This window comes from Nocardia jiangsuensis (assembly GCF_042650385.1).
GTDB classification, from domain to species: Bacteria; Actinomycetota; Actinomycetes; order Mycobacteriales; family Mycobacteriaceae; genus Nocardia; species Nocardia jiangsuensis.
Genome location: NZ_JBHSAX010000014.1, coordinates 414033 through 435525, shown reverse-complemented (window position 1 = coordinate 435525; position 21493 = coordinate 414033). Strand labels below are relative to the sequence as shown.

General features: G+C 73.2%; 19 protein-coding genes. 8 read left to right on the top strand and 11 right to left on the bottom strand.

Annotated elements, in window-relative coordinates; all coding sequences use genetic code 11:
* Positions 1–89: 89 nt before the first annotated feature.
* The 7 genes from ACFO0B_RS16390 to ACFO0B_RS16360 are packed head-to-tail and all read right to left on the bottom strand — an operon-like array spanning position 90 to position 7493.
* Complete coding sequence (locus ACFO0B_RS16390) at positions 90–3164, bottom strand: MMPL family transporter (RefSeq protein ID WP_378613322.1); 3075 nt, start codon at positions 3162–3164, stop codon at positions 90–92.
* Entirely contained in the window at positions 3164–3874 is a 711-nt protein-coding gene (locus ACFO0B_RS16385) for an NYN domain-containing protein (protein WP_378613320.1), read from the bottom strand. The genes ACFO0B_RS16390 and ACFO0B_RS16385 overlap by 1 nt, the downstream gene beginning before the upstream one ends.
* Positions 3871–4683 carry a tRNA (guanosine(46)-N7)-methyltransferase TrmB gene (gene trmB, locus ACFO0B_RS16380; protein WP_378613318.1) on the bottom strand — a complete coding sequence of 271 codons (813 nt, stop codon included), beginning with the start codon at positions 4681–4683 and terminating at the stop codon, positions 3871–3873. The genes ACFO0B_RS16385 and trmB overlap by 4 nt, the downstream gene beginning before the upstream one ends.
* 38 nt (positions 4684–4721) lie before the next feature.
* A complete protein-coding gene (locus tag ACFO0B_RS16375; RefSeq protein ID WP_378613317.1) occupies positions 4722–5702 on the bottom strand; it encodes a heme-dependent oxidative N-demethylase family protein in 981 nt (326 codons plus the stop codon).
* Positions 5699–6673 carry a PDR/VanB family oxidoreductase gene (locus ACFO0B_RS16370; RefSeq protein WP_378613316.1) on the bottom strand — a complete coding sequence of 325 codons (975 nt, stop codon included), beginning with the start codon at positions 6671–6673 and terminating at the stop codon, positions 5699–5701. The genes ACFO0B_RS16375 and ACFO0B_RS16370 overlap by 4 nt, the downstream gene beginning before the upstream one ends.
* A complete protein-coding gene (locus ACFO0B_RS16365; protein ID WP_378613315.1) occupies positions 6673–7137 on the bottom strand; it encodes a dimethylamine monooxygenase subunit DmmA family protein in 465 nt (154 codons plus the stop codon). Before ACFO0B_RS16365 ends, ACFO0B_RS16370 begins: the two co-directional genes overlap by 1 nt.
* A complete protein-coding gene (locus ACFO0B_RS16360) occupies positions 7134–7493 on the bottom strand; it encodes an ethanolamine utilization protein (protein WP_378613314.1) in 360 nt (119 codons plus the stop codon). Before ACFO0B_RS16360 ends, ACFO0B_RS16365 begins: the two co-directional genes overlap by 4 nt.
* A gap of 195 nt (positions 7494–7688) precedes the next feature.
* On the opposite strand from ACFO0B_RS16360, the gene ACFO0B_RS16355 reads away from it, so the two are divergent.
* The 4 genes from ACFO0B_RS16355 to ACFO0B_RS16340 all read left to right on the top strand — a co-directional run bounded on the left by ACFO0B_RS16355 (position 7689) and on the right by ACFO0B_RS16340 (position 13390).
* Positions 7689–8471 carry an SDR family oxidoreductase gene (locus tag ACFO0B_RS16355; RefSeq protein ID WP_378613313.1) on the top strand — a complete coding sequence of 261 codons (783 nt, stop codon included), beginning with the start codon at positions 7689–7691 and terminating at the stop codon, positions 8469–8471.
* Between the two features lie 73 nt (positions 8472–8544).
* Complete coding sequence (locus tag ACFO0B_RS16350) at positions 8545–9660, top strand: hypothetical protein (RefSeq protein WP_378613312.1); 1116 nt, start codon at positions 8545–8547, stop codon at positions 9658–9660.
* A gap of 118 nt (positions 9661–9778) precedes the next feature.
* Positions 9779–11317, top strand: coding sequence for a hypothetical protein (locus tag ACFO0B_RS16345; protein ID WP_378613311.1), 1539 nt, complete (start codon positions 9779–9781; stop codon positions 11315–11317).
* 240 nt (positions 11318–11557) lie between these two features.
* Positions 11558–13390, top strand: a complete 1833-nt coding sequence (locus ACFO0B_RS16340) for a phosphoenolpyruvate carboxykinase (GTP) (RefSeq protein WP_378613310.1) — start codon at positions 11558–11560, stop codon at positions 13388–13390.
* A gap of 51 nt (positions 13391–13441) precedes the next feature.
* Here the strand turns inward: ACFO0B_RS16340 and ACFO0B_RS16335 are convergent, their stop codons facing one another.
* Positions 13442–14176: a phosphohydrolase gene (locus tag ACFO0B_RS16335; RefSeq protein WP_378613308.1), complete on the bottom strand. Its 735-nt coding sequence runs from the start codon at positions 14174–14176 to the stop codon at positions 13442–13444.
* A 101-nt stretch (positions 14177–14277) separates the two neighbouring features.
* Here ACFO0B_RS16335 and ACFO0B_RS16330 point away from each other — a divergent pair, with 101 nt between their 5' ends.
* Together ACFO0B_RS16330 and ACFO0B_RS16325 are read left to right on the top strand one after the other, a co-directional pair.
* Entirely contained in the window at positions 14278–15228 is a 951-nt protein-coding gene (locus tag ACFO0B_RS16330; RefSeq protein ID WP_378613307.1) for a GlxA family transcriptional regulator, read from the top strand.
* A gap of 137 nt (positions 15229–15365) precedes the next feature.
* Positions 15366–15533 (top strand): hypothetical protein, encoded by a 168-nt coding sequence (locus ACFO0B_RS16325; RefSeq protein ID WP_378613306.1) that lies wholly within the window; start codon positions 15366–15368, stop codon positions 15531–15533.
* Positions 15534–15539: 6 nt separating this feature from the next.
* On the opposite strand, the gene ACFO0B_RS16320 is transcribed toward ACFO0B_RS16325, so the two are convergent.
* The gene (locus tag ACFO0B_RS16320) at positions 15540–16985 is read right to left on the bottom strand and encodes an aldehyde dehydrogenase (protein ID WP_378613305.1); all 1446 of its coding nucleotides are present in this window, start codon (positions 16983–16985) and stop codon (positions 15540–15542) included.
* A gap of 206 nt (positions 16986–17191) precedes the next feature.
* On the opposite strand from ACFO0B_RS16320, the gene ACFO0B_RS16315 reads away from it, so the two are divergent.
* Positions 17192–17509 (top strand): hypothetical protein, encoded by a 318-nt coding sequence (locus ACFO0B_RS16315; protein WP_378613304.1) that lies wholly within the window; start codon positions 17192–17194, stop codon positions 17507–17509.
* 10 nt (positions 17510–17519) lie between these two features.
* On the opposite strand, the gene ACFO0B_RS16310 is transcribed toward ACFO0B_RS16315, so the two are convergent.
* Entirely contained in the window at positions 17520–18314 is a 795-nt protein-coding gene (locus ACFO0B_RS16310; RefSeq protein ID WP_378613303.1) for a class I SAM-dependent methyltransferase, read from the bottom strand.
* A 120-nt stretch (positions 18315–18434) separates the two neighbouring features.
* On the opposite strand from ACFO0B_RS16310, the gene ACFO0B_RS16305 reads away from it, so the two are divergent.
* Positions 18435–19616: a glycosyltransferase family 4 protein gene (locus ACFO0B_RS16305; RefSeq protein WP_378613302.1), complete on the top strand. Its 1182-nt coding sequence runs from the start codon at positions 18435–18437 to the stop codon at positions 19614–19616.
* Here ACFO0B_RS16305 and ACFO0B_RS16300 read toward each other — a convergent pair.
* Positions 19573–21336 (bottom strand): hypothetical protein, encoded by a 1764-nt coding sequence (locus tag ACFO0B_RS16300; protein WP_378613823.1) that lies wholly within the window; start codon positions 21334–21336, stop codon positions 19573–19575. The two genes, ACFO0B_RS16305 and ACFO0B_RS16300, sit on opposite strands and share 44 nt — an antisense overlap.
* Positions 21337–21493: the final 157 nt, after the last annotated feature.

Here is a 21493-nt window from a genome sequence, read left to right as displayed (position 1 = left end):
AGTCGAACCGATGCGCTGCCGAGCTGAGCCAGAAGTAGGACCGCGGCCGCCACTTCGGCGGGCGCGGGTGCTCGGTGTTTCCGAACCCGCTACTCCCCGTCCCGCCTGCGCAGCAGCTCGTTGACGCTGACCGTGCGGCCGTCGTCGCCGGCGCGCGGCTCCTCGGCGGCGGTGATGCGGCGGCGGGAGGAGCGGAGTTCGGCCATCCAGTCCTCGATGCTGTTGCGGCCGTCCGTGCCTGGTCCCTCGGTTTCCGGGGCGGGGTCGGCGGGGGTGCCGCCGTTGCCGCCGCCGAGCCGGGTGGCGCCCGCGCCGCTCGGAACGGCTTCGCCGAGTGTGGGTTCGGGGCGGTGGGGGCCGTGGTCGTCGGCGGGGGAGTGCGGTTGCGTCGGCTGGTCGACGGTGCGCGGGGGGAGGACCCGGGCGCGGCCCGTCGGGCGCGCTTGCGGGCGGGAGGGGTCGTGCGGGCCCGATGGCATCACGCGGGGGCGCGGGGTGCCCGGATCGGACTGTCCGGTGGAGAGGTCGAGCAGCGGGGCCTGGCCGGGAACGGCGGAACCCGCTGCGGCGCGGCCCGCGTCGGCGAGCCCGGCATCGCGGGGGCCCGCACTGCCCTGGCGTCCGGCATCACTCGCTCGCACCGGCGCACCCGGCGCGAAGCCACCGGGCCGCATCGGCATACCCGGCCGCGTCGGATCACTGGCCTGCTTGACTTCTCCGGCCCGCACCGGGGCACCGGCAGCACCGGCCCGCTCGACTGAGCCGGTCCGTTCGCCGGAACCGGATTTCCCCTCCGCCCGCGACACCGACGGCCGCTTGGCGGGCCGCTCGTGCCGCCCGCCGATCCGCGCCGTCGGCGCCTCCGACTCGATCTCCTCGACCGTGCGCGGCCTGCGCGGCGTCTTACGCAGCTTGCTGCTGGAAACAGCGGGCATCACCATCGTCACCGGGTCGGTGATCGGCGTGGTCTTCACCAGGTCGACCACATCGTCCCCACCGGGTCGCTCGTCGTCGAGCAGCGGCTCGCCGAGCCCGATCTTCTCCTGCATCCGCTTCATCCAGGCAGGCGCCCACCAGCAGTCGTCGCCGAGCATCTTCATGACGGCGGGGACCAGCAGCATGCGCAGCACGGTGGCGTCGATGAAGAGCGCGGCCACCATGCCGTAGGCGATGTACTGCATCATCACCAGATCGGAGAAGGCGAAGGCGCCGGTGACGACGAGCAGGATGAGCGCGGCGGCGGTGATGATCCGGCCGGTGTGCGCGGTGCCGACGCGCACCGCCTCGGTGGTGGAGGCGCCCTTGCTGCGCGCCTCGACCATGCGGGAGAGCAGGAAGACCTCGTAGTCGACGGACAACCCGTAGATGATCGCGATGATCAGCACGAGCACCGGCGACATGATCGGCTGCGGCGTGAAATTCAGCAGCCCGGCGCCGTGGCCGTCGACGAAGATCCAGGTCAGGATGCCGAGCGTGGAGCCGAGGCCGAGCGCGCTCATGAGCGCGGCCTTGATCGGCAGCACCAGCGAGCCGAAGGTCAGGAACATGAGCAGCGTGGTCACGAAGAGCACGAGCGCGATCATCAGCGGCAGGGTGCGGAGCAGCGCGTCGATGCTGTCCTTCTGGATGGTCGGCTGCCCGCCGACCAGCATGGTCACGCTGTCGGGGACGTCGATCGCGCGCAGGTATTCGATGGTCGGGTCGGCGTTCTCCGAGTCGGCGAGGGTCGCGTTGGTGCGGAAGACCTCCGGCTGGGTCTGCGACTTGGTCGGGATCTCGAACGAGGAGCCGAGCCCCGGCGCCTGGTTGGCCTCCTTGAGCACCCGGCCGATGGCGGTGGTGTCGGAGGAGACGAAGATGAGCTGGACCGGGTCGGACTTGCGCAGCGGGAAGATCTGGTCGAACTCGGCCTGCGCCAGCCGGGTCGCGTTGTCCGGCGGCAGGTAGCGCTCGTTGATGCCGCCGAAGGCCAGGTTCTTCACCGGGATGATGAGCAGCAGCAGGATGATCGTGATCGGGATGGCGATCTTCAGCGGGTGCCGCATGACCCAGCGGGTGGTGCGCCCCCAGAGGCTGTTCTCCACCTCCTCGGCGGTCTTGGTGGCGCGGAACCGCTTGAGCCCGAGCGCGTCCACCCGCTTGCCGAGGATGGCGAGCATGGCAGGCAGCACGGTGAGCGCGGTGATCGCGGCCAGCGAGACCGTGGCGATGGCGCCGTAGGCCACCGACTTCAGGAAGCCCTGCGGGAAGAGCAGCATGCCGCCGAGGCTCGCGATGATCATGGTCGCGGAGAACACGACGGTCCGGCCCGCGGTCATCACCGAGCGCCGCACGGCGGCCTTGGTGTCGTACCCTTCGGCGCGTTCCTCGCGGAACCGGCTCACGATGAAGAGCCCGTAGTCGATGGCGAGTCCGAGGCCGATCATCGAGACCACCGGCGAGACGAACGAGTTCACCTCGGTGAAGTGGGTCAGGAAGCGCACGATGCCCCACGCGCCGATGACCGTGAGGCCGCCGACCACCAGTGGAAGCGCCGCCGCGACCAGGCCGCCGAAGACGAAGAAGAGCAGCACGCCGACGGCCGGGATGGCGAGCAGCTCCATCCGCTTCTGGTCCTCGGCCATGGTGTCGTTCAGCGTGCCCGCCACCGGCTGCAACCCGGCCACCTGGACATCGACGCCATCGATCTCGAAAGCGTCCTTGACGTCCCGGTAGTTGCGCACCATCGTGGTGTCGTCGTCGCCGACGACGGCGACCGAGGCGAAGGTGTGCCGCTTGTCCTTGGAGCCGAAGGTGAGCGGCGAGGCCTGGCCGGTCTCGGTCTGCCAGTAGGCGCCGTTGATCTTCGCGATCTGCTCCGGGTGCTCCCGCGGCAGCCGGTTCAGGCTCTCGACGATCTTGTCCCGGAAGGCCGGGTCGTCGATCGTCGTCCCCTCCGGGGCCGTGTACAGCACGATCACGTCGCTGTTGTGGTCGCGGCCGAACGCCTCGTCCGAAATGCGCGCCGCCTCGGCCGATTCCGAGGTGGGGTCGTCCCACCCGCTGGAGCTCAGGTGATCGCCGAGGCCGAGGCCGTAGCCGCCGAGGGCGAGCAGCGCCGCGCTGACGATGCCGAGAACGGCGAAGCGCAGCTTGAAGACCAGATCGCCCCAGCGTGTGAACACTAAGCGACTCCTTGGGCGGGGCGAGAGGTGAGCAATGCCGACAGCGGCCGGAACGGCTGCAGCCAGGCACCCTCGTCGGGCAGCGAGTCGAGGCTCACCCGGGGCAGGGGTTCACGAAACACGCCCGGGATGTCCTCGAGGTCGATGAACTCGAGGGTATCGGATGTGACCGCCCAACTCGCATGCTCCCGGAAGCCGAGCACCGTCGCAGGCACCCCGGCCGCGGCGAGCCGCTCCAGTGGCTCCCGAAATGCCTGTCCATCTGCGGAGGCGACCATGATTCCGGTCAGTCCGGCACCGCGGTTGCGGTGCTCGATATGGGCCAGCATGTCCGCGTCGACGTCGGAGTCCTCGTCGATCTTGGGTTTGGCGAAAACCGCATATCCGACGTTCCGGAGCGCCTCGACCCACGGCCGCACCACGTCGGCGGTGCCCGGCGCGATATTGGTGAAGACCGTCGCCTCCGGCTCCACCCGCTGCGAACTGCCCGCGGAGAGCTCCGCGGTGCGGGCGAGCAGCCAGCGGCCGAGCGCGTCGAACCGGGGCCGGTAGGCGGCGGTCGGGCGGCCGCCGAGGATGGCGCCGAGCCCCATGTCGAGGTTCGGCGCGTCCCAGACCAGCAGCACCCGGCGGACCGCGGCGGGTGCTTCGCTGCCCTTGGCTCCGCCGGCAACCTCCACCTCGTCGTGGGTCGTGTCGCTGACGCTCATGACCCGATCTTCCCCCACACCAGCTCGGTGATGGCGCTACCGGCGCGATGCGCCTTGCTCTCGAACTTGGTGACCGGGCGTTCCACCCCGATCAGGGCGGTCTCGGCGAGCCGCGCCGAATCGCCGCCGGTGGCGTCGTTCAGCCCGGTCAGCCGCGGTTCACCGGCCCCGACCTCGGCGATCTGCTCGGCGTACTCGGCGTGGTCGGTGGCGACGTGCAGCGTGCCGCCCTGGATCAGCCGGTCGGCGATCAGCGCCAGGGTGGCGGGCTGCAGCAGCCGCCGCTTGTGGTGCCTGGCCTTGGGCCACGGGTCGGGGAAGAACACCCGGACACCGGTGAGCGACGCCGGGGCGATCATGTTCTCCAGCACGTCAACCGCGTCGCCGCGGAGCAGCCGGATATTGGGGATCCGCTCGTGCTCGACCCGCTGCACCAGCTGGGCGAGGCCCGGCCGGTAGACCTCGATGCCGATCAGGTTCAACTCCGGCTCGGCCTGCGCCATGAGCGCGGTCGCGGTGCCGGTGCCGCAGCCGATCTCCACCACCAGCGGTGCCTCCCTGCCGAACCAGGCGGTGGCGTCCAGCGGCTCGTCGGCCACGTCGCGGCCGATGACCGGCCAGGTGCGATCCCAGCTCAGCTGCTGTTTCGGCGTCAGCGCGCCGCGGCGGGAGCGGAAACTGGTGACCCGCGGGTAGAGCCGGGAGGCGGCACCGTGGCGTGGCTCGCGGGCCGGGGCTGTGGACGGCAGGCCCGGAACCGACTCGGCAGTTTGGTTGGCGGCGTCGTTCACGCCCCCATTGTCCAGCATCCCGCGAGCACGTCGGCAGCCGACCGCGCTCGCGGCGCTCAGCGCGGCACGCCGCCGTACTGCCGCAACCATTCGATCGCGGCCGGGCGGGTCCGGGTCAGCCCCTTGTAATCGGCCATGTCGGGCGGGAGTTCGGCGAGCACGGCCGCCAGCCGGGCTGCCCAGGCGGGCACCGCGGCCAGCTCGCGCAGTGGCAGCAGATAGGTGCGGATGAGAAACATCACCGCGCCGGAGTAGGGCAGCCGGATCAGGTGCTGCACCTCGGTCCGGAGGCAGAGCCGGTCACCGACCTCGGTGAGCGGGCCCTCGGCGACGGTCCTGCGGTCGCGGCCCCACTCCGGGTAGGTCTCGGTGGCGGTGTCCAGCCTGCCGTCGACGGTGAGCGTCCAGTTGGTGCGGCGGAAGCCGGGACCTGCCTGCAGCCGGAGCAGGAAGTCGTGCGCCCGCGGGATGATCCGCTCGGTGTGCACCCGCGGTACCGGGCCGTGGATCTGCAGGAAGCTCATGCCGACGTCGAAGCGCATCGACCAGTCCGCCGCGAAGGTGACCAGCCCGGCGTCCGCCCACAGCTGCCCGGCGCGCTGGTCGAGCAGGACCACGTCCTCCTGGAGCTGGGTGCCGAGGAAGCGCAGCGGCTCGGTGTCGCAGTCGCCGACGGTGAGCTCGTGCTCGGTGCCGAGCAGGTCGTTGCGCCAGTGCACCCGGTCGCCGTCCCGGCACAGCGCCATCGACTCCGGATGCGCGGCGGCCAGCTCGGCGAGGCAGAGCAGCAGCGCCTCCCAGGCGGCGGGGCGCATGTGCGGCAGGCACTGGTACCGGGTGGGGTCGGCGCGGAGGATCCGGGCGCGCTCGCCGAGCTCGGTGCGCAGGTGGCGGTCGATGTCGACCCGGTGTGCGCCCCAGGAGCCCGCCTCGGTGCTGCGTGGCGCTCCGGCAGGCTCGATGTTGGCGCTGTAGCGGTAGACGTCGCGGGGGAGCGGGAAGGGGTAGCGGGCGACGTCGGCGGTCGGGGTGATCACAGCTCCAGCTCCAATCGGCCGGTGGCGCGGGAGACGCAGGGCAGGACGGCGGTGTCGCGCTCGTCCGCGGTGAGGAGGGAGTCGCGGTGCTCGGCGCGGCCGGCGCGCACGGGAAGCCTGCACTCGCCGCAGACGCCCTGCCTGCACAGGTTCGGCACCGCGGCGCCCGCGGCGAGCAGGGCGTCCAGCATCGTCTGCTCGGCGCCGACCGGGAGCTCGCGGCCGCTGCGCGCCAGCCGCACCGTGAACGGGGTGCCCGGCGCGACCGGTGGCGCGGTGAATGCCTCGGTGTGCACCCGCTGCTCCGGCCAGCCCGCCGCCGCGGCCGCCGCGGTGACGGCCTCGTTCAGCGTGGCCGGGCCGCAGACGTAGAGGTGGGTGCCGAGCGGCTGACGGCGCAGCGCGGGGCCGAGCGCGGCCCACAGCGCGGTCGCCGAGTGCGCGACCCGGAGCCGGTCGCCGCAGAGCGCGCGCAACTCGTCCAGGTGCGCGCCGTGGCCGGGGCGGTGCGCGTAGTGCAGCTGGAAGGAGCGGCCCCAGGTCAGTGCGGCGCGCACGTGCGCGAGCAGCGGCGTCACCCCGATCCCGCCCGCGACCAGCAGGTGGTGCCCGGCCGTCGCGACCGGCGCGAAGGCGCTGCGCGGCGGGTCGGCCCGGACCCGGTCGCCCGGGCGCAGCCCGTGCACCCAGCGGCTGCCGCCGCGCCCCGCCGGGTCGAGCCGCACCGAGATCGCGTAGTGCCGGGGGTCGAGCCCGTCACCGGTGAGCGAATAGGAATTCCGCAGGCCGGGGCCGCAGTGCAGGCCGATGTGGCTGCCCGGCGCGAAGGAGGGAAGCACCCCGCCGTCCGGGCGGGCCAGCACGATCTCGCGGACGTCGGGGCAGAGCGCGGCCGCGCGGGTAACCGTCAGTTCGTCGTCGGCGGCGATCGGCGGCGCGCCGGATCTCCCGGTCACACGGGCGTCGCTCATCAGCGCTCCTCGGCATCGGCGCAGTAACCGAGGAAGGCCCCGAGGCGCTGCGAATAGTGGTGGTAGACGACGAGTTCGAGGCCGCAGCCCGCACAGGAAACGGCACCGCCGATCGCCACCGAGCCGGTGCTGCCGGTGTGGCAGTGCGGGCAGTAGACCGTGCGCGGCTGGGCGGCATGGAGGTCGGGCGCGCCCGTGAGCACCTCGGTGATCTCCGCCGGGATCGCCCCGGCCGCGAGCAGATCGGCGCGGGCGCGGGCGAGCTGGGCGGCGTTCCCGATCAGCACGAAGCGGTCGCCGGTGACGGCTGCCGCGAACACCACCTCCGGCACCGACCCGTCCGGGCCGAGCGCGAAGTCACCCGCCTGCCCGGCGGCGAGCACGATCCGCCGCGCCCCGCCCGGATCCGGCGCCGGCTCGGGCGACCAGTGCGGCACGCTGGTGGTCGCCGGATTCACCGTCACGGCGCGAAGGAGCGCAGCCCGACGTAGAAGGCGAGTGCGCGGTCGGGGGTGGAGAAGAGGATGCGCGAGCCCTTGGGGAAGAAGATGGCGTCGGACTCCCTGGCGATCAGCACCTGCCCGGTGTCCGGGTTCTCCAGCCGGAACTCGCCCGCGAGCACCACTTTCATCTCGTCGTACTCATACAGGTAGTCGAGCGGGGCGTCGGTGTGGCGCAGCTCGAAGTAGCCGGAGGCCATGGGCGAGCCGCCGGGGTTGGCGTACACGTCGTCGATGTAGCCCTCGGTCCCCGGGTACTCCGCGACCGGCATGCGGGTGAGTTTCTCGTGGAAACCGGAGGTCACCAGGAACGGGGTCATCGGGGGCTCCTGCCTGTGGAAGAACTGATGCCTACGATGAAACGCTTGCTAATGGTAGGAAACAAGCGATGGGCCGTTACGCCTGGGTAAAAGAAGATTTCCGCTGTCGGACAACGGAATTCGGAACACTCCCGTAATTCGGCGGCTACCTGCGCGTCATCCGGGCCGCGCACACGCGGCACTAGACTGCGCGGCATGAGCAAACCCACCGTCGTCGTCACCGGCGCGGCCGCCGGCATCGGCCGGGCCACCGCGGCGCTCTTCGCGGCCCGCGGCTACCTGGTCGGTGCCTACGACGTGGACGAGGTCGGGCTCTCCCGGCTCGCCGCCGAGCTGCCCGGCGGCAGCGTGCACACCGCGGTGCTCGACGTCACCGACCGGGAGCAGTGGGAGCTGCGGCTGCGCGAGTTCCACGAGCGCGCGGGGCGGCTCGACGTCCTGGTCAACAACGCCGGGCTGCTGCGCTCCGGCCCGTTCGAGGAGATCGACCTCGCGGCGCACCGCGCGCTGCTCGACGTCAACCTCGGCGGGGTCGTCACCGGCACGCACGCCGCCTTCCCGTACCTGCGCGACACCGCGGGCGCGCAGGTGGTGAACCTCTGCTCGGCCTCGGCGATCTACGGCCAGCCCGAGCTGGCCACGTACGGGGCGAGCAAGTCCGCGGTCAAGAGCCTCACCGAGGCGCTCGACCTGGAGTGGCGCAGGCACGACATCCGGGTGCTCGCGATCTGGCCGCTCTTCGTCGCGACCGGCATGGTCGACGGCCTCGATATCGGCAGCACCCGCTCGCTCGGTATCCGATTGACCTCCGACGACGTCGCCGACGGCATCTGGGCGGCCACCAGGCGGGGCACCCGGCTGCGGCCGGAGAAGGTGCACTACGAGATCGGGGTGCAGGCCAAGGTGCTGGCGACCACGGCCAAGTACGCGCCGTCCTGGGCGGTCCGCAGGGCCAACCGGTTCTTCAGCGGCCACTGACTCCACCACCCGGCTCTGACAGAATGCCGGGCAACGGGGCGCGGGGCCGCCCCGGCGAGGGGGCGAAGCACAGATGACGACGGCCGTCGATCTCACCGGCCCGGTGCCAGGAGGGGCCGATCCGCTGGACGAGCTGGTGCGCACCCTCGCCATCGGCGCCGCCGCCGACCAGCTGATCGGGGAGCGGCTCGGCGCGGCGGCGCGACGAGCGCGCAGGCCGCCGGTCATCCAGATCACCGGCCGCTCCGGGGCGGGGCGCAGCACGGTCGCGGCGGCGCTGGCGCTCATCTCCGCGGTGGAGACCGGGCCGGTGGACGAGCCGGGCAGCCCCGACCCGGTGCTCGACGGCGACATCGTGGTGTACGTGATCGCGGGCGCGCCGCTGCCCGCCGACCGGCGCGCACTGGACGCGGTGCCCGAGCAGCGCGCCGTCGTCGTGCTGAACAAGGCCGACGCGATCGGCACCCGCTGGTCCGACGCGGTGGCGGCGGCCGAGCGCTGCGCCGCCGAGCTGGGGATCGCCACCGTCCCGGTCGTCGCGAGCCTGGCGGTGCGCACGAGGGCGGGCACCGTCTCCGCCGACGACCTCGCCGCGCTGCGCGCCCTCGCCGAGCGCGACGACCCGACGCTCACCCTCGCGCCCGACCTCTTCCTCGCGCCCGGTCCCGACCTCGCGGTGCGCGAGCGGCTGCTCCGGGACTGGGACCTGTACGGGGTGAACTGCGCACTCGCCGCGCTGCGGCACGATTCCCGGATCGGGACGAGGGCGCTGCTGCAGCTGCTGCACGCGGCGTCCGGGGTCGACCCGCTGCACGGGTTGCTGCACAGGCGCTACGAGCAGATCGGGGCGCTGCGCGGCGGCGAGCTGCTCGACGAGATCGCCCGGCTCGCGGCGCGCGCGGTGCCGGTGGGCGGCAGCGTCGCCCGCGACCTGCTCGAGCACCACCTCGACGGGGACGAGGCGCGCTGGCTCGGGCTGCGCGCCGGACTGGCCTGCCCCCAGGTCGCGCACCTCGCCGCGGGCTACCCCTCGCCCGCCCCCGCCGACGCGGACGACGCCCTCGCCCGCGCCCACCGCTGGCGCGCCGTCGCGGGCGGCGACCTGCCCGCGCCCGCCCGCCGCGCCGCGCTCCGCGTGCACGCGGGCTACGTGCGCCTGTGGGAACGGCTCAGCGGTGCCGGACTCTGAATCCCAAGCAGCGCCCGCGGCCGCCCCGCCCGGAGCCGGGGCGCGCCGGGAGCCCGGCGTGGCTCCGGCGGGCAGTGCGAGCCCGGAATCCGGCGTCGACCCGTCGCCCGCTACGCCTGTGGCCTCCGCCGTCGCTGTCGCCCGCGACGCGCGTCCGGAGTCGGCTCCCGAGCCGGAGCAGCGCACCGAACTTCCCCCCGAACTCGAGGCGCTGATCGCGCGGTGGAACCCGCAGGGCATGGCGCTGCTGCGCGCGGTGCGCGGGACCGGGAACGGCTCCAGGGTCACCCTGATCGGCCCGGACGACGCCAACACCACCGTGCTGCGCACGGAGCTGGCCCGCTTCGAGCCGCGCATCGCGTTCGCCGACCCGGTGCCAGGCATCGCCGCGTCGGTGGAGACCACCTCCCCGCGCGGCACCGCTCCGGGCCCGGTCGCCCTGGTCCTGCTCGACGCGGGCACCGTGCTCGGCAACGACACCCTCGACCTGCTGCGCAGGCTGCGCGCCGACGGCACGCAGGTCCTGCTCGCCCTGAACGGGACGCACGCGCACCGCGACTGGCGCGCGGTCCGTGACCGCGACGACGCGCTGCTCCGCGCCGCCGGGCTCGAACTGCCGATCCTCCCGGTCTCGGCCCGCCTCGCCGCTGCCGCCCGCGGCGGCGACCCCGCGCTGCTCGACCGCTCCGGCCTCGGCGCCCTGCACGCCGCGCTCTGCGCCGCCGCCGCAGGCGCGCGCGGCCCGGAGCGGATCGCCGCGGTGACCACCCGGGTCCTCACCGAGACCAGGCAGCGCATCACCGACCAGGTGACCGTGCTGACGACCGGCTCGGACCAGCTCGCGCTGCGCGCCGAGCGGACCGCGCTGATCGCGGCGCGCGACGGCGGCCGCACCACGGCCATCGCCACCCTGCGCGGCCAGCTGCACCTGGCCCGGGTGGACCTGCTCACCGAGGTCGGCGCCCGGGTCCGCGCCCTGCACACCGCCGCCCGCGCCGAGCTGGACAAGCTGGCCCGCTCCGACCTGGGCACCTACCCGGACCACCTGCAGTGGTCGGTCAACGAGCTCACCACCGCGCTCGACGCCGCCATCGAGCAGCGCACCGCCGAGCTCGCGACCAAGGTCGACGGCGAGGGCGCGACCGTCCCGCTGCGCCGCCGCGAACCGGCGCCACGGGTCGGCCCCGACCCGGAGCCGAGGCACCGCGGCGTCGAGGACAACCTGATGATCGCGCTCGGCGCCTCCGCGGGCGTCGGCATCGGCAGGCTCGTGGTGGCGCCGTTCTCGCTGCTCCCCGCGCTGGACGCGGCCAGCGTCCCGGTCACCCTGCTGCTCGGCGCCGGCGCCGCCGCCTGGGTGGTGCGGGCGCGCGGCCAGGTGGCCGAGCGCAACCACGTCCGGCAGTGGGCGGCCGACGCGCTGGTCAATGTGAAGGCCCAGCTGGAGCAGCGGGTGGCGACCGCGCTGGTGACCGCGGAAACTTCGCTCTCCGATCATGTGGTACAAGCCACATCCGCCAGGGTGGTGGACACCGACCGACGGGTGGCCGAACTGGAGGCCCGCATTCGCAGGTCCGCCGCCGAACGCCCAGGTCAGCTCAGTGCCTGCGAGCGTGACATCGAAAGCCTGAACCGATGGATTCCGGTTGTGAAATAGGTTTCTCCTGGGTACTCCATAGCCATCCCGATGCCGTACCGATCGTCACATCGCGTTAACCTCTAAGCAGGAACCTGGGCGTCCGCTTCGTCCGTACACGCCGCCCGGTTGGGCGATCCGCCGATCGGTCGTAGCGGGTGCTTTACCGCCAATGGTGGCGCTCGGTGTGTTCGCGCTGGTCACGGGCCTAGGGCCAGGCGGCGGAGCACCGGGTCGGCTGCCCGTCTCAGGAGAGTTTTCATGACCTCAGCGACCATTCCTGGTCTTCGTGGATCCGACGGCAAGGCGCCGACCGAACACACCGAACTGCTCGCCTGGGTGCAGGAAGTCGCAGAACTCACGCAGCCGGAGCGTGTGGTCTGGGCGGACGGTTCCGACGACGAGTGGGATCGACTCACCACCCAGCTCGTCGAGGCGGGCACGTTCAAGCAGCTCGACCCGAAGAAGAAGCCGAACTCCTTCCTGGCGCTCTCCGATCCGTCGGACGTCGCGCGGGTGGAGTCGCGCACCTACATCTGTTCGAAGACCGCGGCCGACGCGGGCCCGACCAACAACTGGGTCGACCCGGTCGAGATGCGCGCCACCATGACCGAGCTGTACCGCGGCAGCATGCGCGGCCGCACCCTCTACGTGGTGCCGTTCTGCATGGGCCCGCTCGGCGCCGAGGATCCGAAGCTCGGCGTGGAGCTGACCGACTCCGAGTACGTCGTCGTCTCGATGCGGGTGATGACCCGGATGGGCCGCGCGGCGCTGGAGAAGCTCGGCACCGACCGGCCGTTCGTGAAGGCGCTGCACTCCGTCGGCGCCCCGCTCGCCGACGGCGAGGCCGACGTGCCGTGGCCGTGCAACGACACCAAGTACATCACGCACTTCCCGGAGGACCGGGAGATCTGGAGCTACGGCTCCGGCTACGGCGGCAACGCGCTGCTCGGCAAGAAGTGCTACTCGCTGCGCATCGCCTCGGCCATGGCGCACGACGAGGGCTGGCTCGCCGAGCACATGCTGATCCTCAAGCTGATCTCGCCGGAGAACAAGGCCTACTACATCGCCGCCGCCTTCCCGAGCGCCTGCGGCAAGACCAACCTCGCCATGATCCAGCCCACCGTCCCCGGCTGGCGCGCCGAGACCCTCGGTGACGACATCGCCTGGATGCGGTTCGGCAAGGACGGGCAGCTGTACGCGGTCAACCCGGAGTTCGGCTTCTTCGGCGTCGCGCCGGGCACCAACAAGAAGTCCAACCCGAACGCCATGGCCACGGTCGAGGCGGGCAACACCGTCTACACCAACGTCGCGCTCACCGACGCAGGCGACGTCTGGTGGGAGGGGCTGGAGGGCGAGCCCGACCACCTGATCGACTGGAAGGGCAACGACTGGTACCTCCGCGAGACGGAGACGCTGGCCGCGCACCCCAACTCCCGCTACTGCACCCCCATGTCGCAGTGCCCGATCCTGGCCCCCGAGTGGGACGACCCGCAGGGCGTCCCGATCTCGGCGATCCTCTTCGGCGGCCGCCGCAAGACCACGGTCCCGCTGGTCACCGAGTCCTTCGATTGGCAGCACGGCGTGTTCATGGGCGCGACGCTCTCCTCCGAGCAGACCGCCGCCGCCGAGGGCAAGGTCGGCACCGTGCGCCGCGACCCGATGGCCATGCTCCCCTTCCTCGGCTACCACGTGGGCGACTACCTGAACCACTGGATCAACATCGGCAAGAACGCCGACGCCGAGAAGCTGCCGAAGATCTTCTACGTGAACTGGTTCCGCCGGGGCGCGGACGGCCGCTTCCTGTGGCCCGGATTCGGCGAGAACTCCCGCGTGCTGGAGTGGATCGTCGGCCGCATCGACGGCACCGCCGCCGCCGAGCAGACCGCGATCGGCCACGTGCCGACCGCCGGTCAGCTCGACCTGGACGGCCTCGATGTCGAGGCGGCCGATGTCGACGAGGCGCTCGCGGTGAACGCCGAGGAGTGGCGCAGGGAGCTCCCGCTCATCGAGGAGTGGTTCGAGTTCGTCGGCGACAAGCTGCCGTCCGGCGTGCGCGACGAGTTCGAGGCCCTCAAGCAGCGGCTGGGGTAGTACGTCCCCCGAAAGCGCGGCGCCCGGAGCACTCCGGGCGCCGCGCTTTCGCTACTCCGCGAACGGCGCGAACCGGACCGTGGTGGCGAAGCCGGCGGCCAACAGCAGTGCGGTACGGCCCTCCGGTACGGCCTTCGCCTCGGCGCGGAAGGCCGCGATCGCCACCTTCTTCCAGTTGTGGCGCGGGTGCTCGGTGAGCACCTCGCCGACCCAATCGCGATCCAGTTCGGCGATCCGCGCGCCGATCACGTCCACCGCGGCGCCCGCGGAGACGAATCCGCCGGGATCGCCGGTGTCCGCCGCCACGCCCGGCGTGATGTGCGCCGCCACCGCCGCGCCGACCGCGTCGGCCCGCTCCGGCGCCAGCCCGGCGCCCAGCGCGAAGGCCGCGGCCCGCTCCCCGCCGGCCACCGCGAAGCAGCGCCCCACCGTCGGCGTGCCGAGGTTCAGGTCGTGCAGCAGGCAGGCGATGTAGGCCACCTCGTCGTCGTAGGTGGCGTTGTCGAGCCCGGCCAGCGCCTTCCCGAACAGGTAGGTGCGGAAGGAGTGCGCCAGCACCGGTGTGCTGAGCTCGGCACGCGCCAGCTCCTCCGCCTCCCGCGCCGCCCCGGAGTCCGGCACCCGCGCCAGGTCCGTCCGCCCCCGCCCGCCGCGCCCCGCCGCCCAGGCCAGCCGCCCGGCGAGCAGCCCGGGCAGCGTCCGCGCGATCTCGGCCCGCAGCCGTCTGCGCTGCGCCGCGGTGAGTGCTCCGCTGTTCGCCCTGATGACCTCGTGGTCCACGCTCATCCGACCCTCCTCCCGTTGTCGCATCAAGTACAGCGGCGATGCGCGGCCGGGACGAGCGGCGCAGATGCCACTGATGCGTGGATTTCTGCCAAACTGGGGGAATGAGGCAGGTGGTCGCGCTCGCGCTGGACGGCGTGATGACCTTCGACCTCGGCTGCGCGGTGCAGGCGTTCCGGCACGGCCCTGATGCCACCGGGCAGTCCGCCGGCTTCGAGATGCGCACCTGCGGGCTGCGGCCGGGCCCGGTGTGGACGCCGAACGGCTTCGATCTCGGTGTCGAGCACGGGCTGGCGGCGCTGGAGACGGCCGAGATCGTGGTCGTCCCCGGCATCGCGCTCCCCACCCTTGCCCCGCCGCCCGAGGTGCTCGACGCGCTGCGGGCGGCGGCCGCGCGCGGGGCCACCATGGTGAGCATCTGCGTGGGCGCCTTCGTGCTCGCGCACGCCGGGCTGCTCGACGGCAGGCCCGCGACCACGCACTGGGGCTACTGCGCGGAGTTCGCGCGGATGTTCCCCGCGGTCCGGCTGCGACCCGAGGCGCTCTACGTCGACGACGGTACCGTGCTGAGCTCGGCCGGGCTCTCCGCCGGGCTCGACCTCTGCCTGCACCTGGTGCGCCGCGAACTCGGCGCGCAGGCCGCCGCCGACCTCGCGCGCTGGAACGTCACCCCGCCGCACCGCGAGGGCGGGCAGGCGCAGTACATCCCGGCCGCGCCGCCGCCGCGCACCGAGGCGGGCGCGCTGGCCGCCACGCTGAGCTGGGCCGCCGCGAATCCCGCTGCGGTGCCCGATGTTCCGGCGCTCGCGGCGCACGCGCTGATGAGCGAGCGCACCTTCGTCCGGCGCTTCGCCGCCCTGGTCGGCGGCACGCCGCGGCGCTGGCTGGACGCCCAGCGGACGCTGCGCGCGCGGCAGCTGCTGGAGACCACCGACCTGCCGGTGGAAGTCGTTGCGGCGCAGGCGGGTTTCGGCAGCGTCACCGCGCTGCGCGGCCACCTGCGCGCCGCCACCGGGAGCACACCCGCCGCGTACCGCCGCGCACTGCGGCGCTGACGAATTCCCGGCGTCCGGGTTTACCGGACACGAACGAGGGGAATTCCCGGGTTGCCATGAGGTCGGGCTTCGGTGGCATATGCTTCTCGCGTTCGACCTGGAGAAATGAATTATGGGCGCGCGGAAGGTGTCGGGACATGACCGATCTGGATACCGGTGCACCGCGTGACGTACTGCCGAGCACTCCGCTGCGGCGCGCCGCCTCCCGGCTCGATTCCGTTCTGCCCCCTGGGTTCCGGGTGGAGATCGTCGACTCCGACCCGGAACCCGCGCCCGTGTTGCGCGTGGTGACCCTCGAGGATTGAGTTCGGCTACTCCGTGTAGCCGAGCGGCATGAGAACGGATTTCTGTTCGCAGAAAGAATCCAGACCTTCCGGTCCATTTTCCCGGCCGATTCCGGAATTCTTGTAGCCGCCGAAGGGCGCGCCCGGATCGAAGGCGTACCAATTGATGGCGTAGGTGCCGGTGCGCACCCGGCCCGCGATCTCGGCGCCGTGCTCGATATCGGTGGTCCACACCGAGCCGGCCAGCCCGTAGGCGGAGTCGTTGGCGATGGCGACCGCCTCGTCCTCGGTCTCGTACGGGATCACCGCGAGGACCGGGCCGAAGATCTCCTCCTGTGCGATGGTCGAGGAGTTGTCGACATCGGCGAAGATGGTCGGCTCGACGTACCAGCCGCGGTCCAGCCCCTCGGGCCGCCCGCCGCCGAGGACCAGCCGCGCGCCCTCCTTCTGTCCGATGGCGATGTAGTTCTCCACCCGGTCGCGCTGGCGCTCGGAGATGAGCGGGCCGAGCACGGTCGACGGATCGGTGGGGTCGCCGGTCTTCATGGCGCGCACGTTCTCCACCACCGCCTGCACCACCTCGTCGTACCGGCTGCGCGGGGCGAGGATGCGGGTCTGTGCCACGCAGCCCTGGCCGCTGTTCATCAGCCCGGCGAAGGTCAGCATGGGCACGCTCGCGGCCAGATCGACATCGGGGAGGACGATAGCGGCGGACTTGCCGCCGAGCTCCAGCGAGACCGTCTTGAGCTGCTCGGTGGCGAGCGCGCCGAGTTTGCGGCCGACCGCGGTGCTCCCGGTGAAGGTCAGCTTGTCCACGCCGGGGTGGGTCACCAGGTACTCGGCCGCCTCCGGCTCGGCGGGCAGCACCGAGAGCACGCCGTCGGGCAGCCCGGCCTCGGTGAAGATGTCGGCGACGATGTTCGCGCTCAGCGGCGTGAGCGGGGACGGCTTGAGGATGACGGTGCAGCCGGCCAGCAGCGCCGGGGCCAGCTTGTTCGCGGCCAGGAAGAGCGGAACGTTCCAGGCGGTGATCGCGGCGACCACCCCGCGCGGCTCGCGCGAGACCCGCGAGGTGCCGAAGGCGCCGGTGCGCGTCTCCCGCCAGGGGAAGGTCTCGGCCAGCCCGGCGTAGGCGTCCAGCGCGGCGACCGCCGGGATCTGGTTCAGCGTCCCGCCGACCAGCGCGGTGGCGCCCATCTCGGCGGTGAGCGCGGCGAGCAGATCGCCGGAGCGTTGCTCGATCAGCCGGGCCGCCCTGGTGAGCACCGCGGCCCGCTCGGCGGGCCGGGTGTGCGGCCATGGCCCCGAGTCGAAGGCGGCGCGCGCCGCGGCGACCGCTCTGTCCACATCCTCGGTGCTGACCCGGGGGACGCTGCCCACCGGCTCGACCGTGGCCGGTGAGATGACCTGGAGCCGCTCGGAACCGGCCGGAGCGGTCCACTGGCCGCCGATGAACAGGCTGTCGTAGTGCATGGGAACACGTTACATTTTCGGGTCCGGATTGTCTGTAACGTGTTCTAGTTTACCCGTCGCACGCCTTCGTTGCCGGCGTGAATTCCGACCTCCCGGTTCGCTTTTCGTCAAACGCACTATTGCGTTTTGTTGCTGATAGATGGATGCTGGTAACTGAAAGTCCGCTCGATCGAGACACAACCGAGACCGATTGGGGAGATCGCGACATGGCGGTGCACGTGATCGGACGGTCGCTGATGACCAGCGACCGGACCGACCATCAGGCCAAGTCCGTCGGCACGGGAGGGTGGGTGGTCTCGTTTCTGCCCGGTCGCACCCTCACGCTGGAACAGGCGACCGCGGCGATGCAGGCGGCCGAGGCGGTGATGACGGTCGGCGCTCTGGCCGGTCAGGTCGGTCTCACCGCCATGGAGACGGTCGGGCTGGCGCTGCAGGAGCCGCCGTGGCCCGCCCCGGCCGCCGAGCCGGCCTTCCGCCCGGCCCTGCTGCGCGGGCTGGTCTCCGCCGTGGCTCAGCGGGCCTGACAGCCAACTCTCAGCGACCGGCCGGTCGGTCCGGTGCGATGGCCACAACGACCAGATTGCTGACGAGTAGCTCGCGGAATAGCGGGAGGCGAACCAGCCACCACGCCCAGCGCGGGTGGTAGCGCGGGAAAATCGCCTCTACCTGCGCGGGAGTCCTGGCAGCCCAGCGAAGTCCGGCGGCAGCGCCGACCGCGAAGAGGGAACGTCCGAACCGGTTCTTCGGCTCTCGGCCGTGCTTGCGCTTGTACTTGCGCGCCGCGTACTCGCCGCCCAGGTAGTGCCACGGCCCGGTCTCGTGGCCGCCGAACGGGCCGTGCCACACGGTGTAGGAGAGCACGACGAGCCCGCCGGGGCGGGTCACCCGGACCATCTCGTCCGCCATCAGCCAGGGGTCGGGGACGTGCTCGGCCACGTTCGACGACAGGCAGACGTCGACCGCGCCGTCCCGGAAGGGCAGCGCCATGCCGGATCCGCGCACCGCGCCCGGCACCGAGAGCCCCGCGGCGTGCATCTCCGATGAGTCCGGTTCGACCGGGAGGTAGCGCGCGCCCGCCCGGTCGAACTCGTGGGCGAAGTAGCCGGGGCCGCCGCCGACGTCGAGCACGGTGGCCCCGGTGAGGTCGCGGCCGGTGGCGTCCAGGTAGAAATCGGCGATCAGCTCCGCGGTGTCCGTGGCCAGGCCGCCGTAGAAGACGGCGGGGTCGGACTGCTCGAAGCGGAAGCTGCCGAGCAGCCGCAGGGAGCGGCGCAGCGTCGCGCGCCTGGCGAAACGGGGGGCGCGGGCGGTGGTCACGGCTCGGAGCACGGCGCCGAGTCTCGCACAGCGGCGCGGGGCGGCCGCCCGGGAGATGTCCGGTCCGGGCCGGAGCCGGGGATATAGGGTGTAGCGAAATTCCCCGCCGACGACGACGAGAGAAGCTCCATCGTGCGCGAAGTGCTCCTGCTCTGCTGGCGCGACACCGGGCACCCGCAGGGCGGCGGCAGCGAGCGGTACCTCGAGCGGGTCGGGGCGCGGCTGGCGGCGCAGGGCGTCAAGGTCACGCTGCGCACCGCCGGGTATCCGGGCGCGGCGCGCCGGGAGCGGATCGACGGGATCGAGATCAGCCGCGGCGGCGGCCCCTACACCGTCTATCCGCGGGCGCTGGCCGCCATCCTGCTCGGCCGGATCGGGCTCGGCCCGCTGCGCGGGCTGCGGCCGGACGCGGTGATCGACACCCAGAACGGCATCCCCTTCTTCGCCGCCATCGCCGCAGGCGCGCCCGCCGTCGTGCTCGTGCACCACGGGCACCGCGAGCAGTGGCCGGTGGCGGGCACGCTGGTCGGCCGGATCGGCTGGTGGATCGAGTCCTGGCTCTCGCCGCGCGTGCACCGGCGCAACCAGTACCTGACCGTCTCGCTGCCGTCCGCCGAGGAGCTCGCCACGCTCGGCGTGCAGCGCGAGCGGATCGCCGTCGTGCGCAACGGCGCGGAGCCGGTCCCCGCCGGGGTGCGGCCCGGCGACCGGGAGACCCGCGCCGACGCGCCCCGGTTGGTCGTGCTCTCCAGGCTGGTGCCGCACAAGCAGATCGAGGACGCGCTGGCGGCCACCGCCGTCCTGCGCGGCCGCTTCCCCGGGCTGCGGCTCGACGTCGTCGGCGGCGGCTGGTGGGCGGAGAACCTGCAGGCGTACGCGCGCGAGCTCGCCATCGCCGACGCGGTGACCTTCCACGGCCACGTGGACGAGGAGCGCAAGCACGAGCTGCTCGGCCGCGCCTGGGTGCAGCTGCTCCCCTCGCGCAAGGAGGGCTGGGGGCTCGCCGTCATCGAGGCGGCGCAGCACGGGGTGCCGACCATCGGGTACCGCAGTTCGCGCGGGCTCACCGACTCCATCGTCGACGGGGTGACCGGGGTGCTCGTCGACGACGCCGAGCAGCTCGCCGATGCCGCCGCCGAGCTGCTCGGTGACGGGCCGGGGCGGGCCGTCATGGGGGAGAAGGCCAGGGCTCGGGCGCGGGAGTTCTCCTGGGAGCAGACCGGGGACGGGGTGCACACGGTGCTCGCCGCCGCGGCGCGGGGCGGGTACGTCAGCGGGTTGATCGCGGCGCCGGAGAGTTCCGAGCTCGGCTGAGGAATGCCGCCGCCGCGGCGCCGCCGATCAGGAGTGCGGCCCAGAGCAGGTGGGCGGCGCCCGCGATGCGGCGGGCGTTCGGGGAGGGGCGGTCGGTGACGACGGGGTCGGGGACCCGGTAGAGGGTGAGGTCGGCGTCGGTGTAGACCGGGGCGCCGAGCTGCTCGAGGGTGCGGATGGAGTCGCCGAGCGGGCCGGGGGTGCGGTGCTCGACCAGGATCCAGCCGACGCCGGAACCGGCGATCTCCGCGGCGGGCGCGCCGGCCAGCAGCGCCCGCTCGACCCGCGCCGCGCGCCTGCCCTCGCCGGTGACGGTGCCGCCGCGCACCGGGAGCTCCCCGGTCTGCAGGACGTCGGCGGGGAGCAGCCGCGGGGCGGGGTCGAGCACCGGCGCCTCCCCTGACCACGGGAAGCGGCGGAACATGCCGCCGGGCAGCACCGCGATATCGCCGGGGTGGTCGGCCCCGTCGACGGCGGCGGCCGCCCGTGCCCAGCCTGCCGGGTAGTGCACCGGGCGCAGCGCCCCGCCCGCGCCGAACGCCAGGTCGGCGAGCGGCAGTGTGAGCAGGGCGATCAGCACCGCCGCGACGGCGGCTGGCGCCCGCCGGGCGACCGCCATCGCGCCTGCCGCGGCCGCGAGGGTGTAGGCGGGGACGGCGAGCGCGACGTATTTCTGGGTGTCGCGGAGGAGTCCGGTGCCGGGGATCGCCGCCACCAGCTGCTCGCCGACGGCGAGGCCGAGCGCGGTGGCGCCGAGCGCGGGCAGCACGACCGCGGCCACCGCGACCCCGGCGAGGGTCCGGCGCAGCACGGTCTCGTCCCGCGGTCCGGCGGCGAGCAGGCGGCGCAGCCCGAACAGGACCAGCAGGAGCAGCAGCGCGGTGCCGATCAGGGCGAGCGGGCCGGTGCGGGTCGCCGGGACGGCGTCGGCATTCCAGATGCCGCCGAGCCCGGCCAGTGCGCCGAGCGTGCCGAGCCACGGCTCCGCGCGGGCGGCGAAGGCGGCGATTCCGGCGGGGTCCGAGTGCTCGCCCGCGGAGCCGGAGAGCGCGGCCGCCACCAGCCACGGCGCGGCGGTCCCGAGCCAGAGCAGGGCCGTGCCGGGGAGGCGGCGCGGGCCGACGGTGAGCAGGGCCAGTACCCCGGCCAGCAGCGCACCGGTGGGGGTCAGGCCCGCCGCCGCCAGGCACACGGCGAGCGCCGCCCAGGCGGCGAGCCGGGCGCGGCCGGTGCTGTGCCGGTCGCGCAGGCGCAGGGCGGCGAGGACCGTCCACGGCAGGGCGGCGTAGCCGGTGAGCAGGCTCCAGTGGCCCTGCAGCAGGCGCTCTGCCACGTACGGGTTCCAGATCGCCACCGTCACCGCGACCAGCTGCGCGGACAGCGGCGCGGTCAGCAGGCGGCACGCGAGCACGGCGGCGCCGAGCCCCGCGCTCCAGAGCGCGAGCAGCAGGACGGCCTTCACCACCAGCCCACCGTCGAGCACGGTGGAGAGCACAGCCAGCGCCGCGTCCTGCGGGACCGCGCGCGGGGCCGCGTCGCCGAGCCCGAGGGCGGCGTCGGTGAGGTACGAGCGCGGGGTGCTCACGGCGTCGCGCAGCAGCAGGTGGCCGGGGGCGAGCAGCGGCGCGAGGATCAGCAGGGTCAGCAGGGCGCTGTAGGCCGGAACCGTCGCGGCGCGGAGCCGGGCGCGGACACCGGCGGCAGCGGGCGGCGCACCCACCCCCGCCGCCGCTCCCGGCGTGCGCGGAGGCCGCTCGGGCGCGTCCGGCTGCCGGACGCCGGTCTCGCCGGGCGTGAGCGGAGACTCGCCGCGGCTCCGCCGCGCTCCCGCTTCCGGCCCTGACTCGCTCACGGCCGATCACCCTACGGTCTGCCGC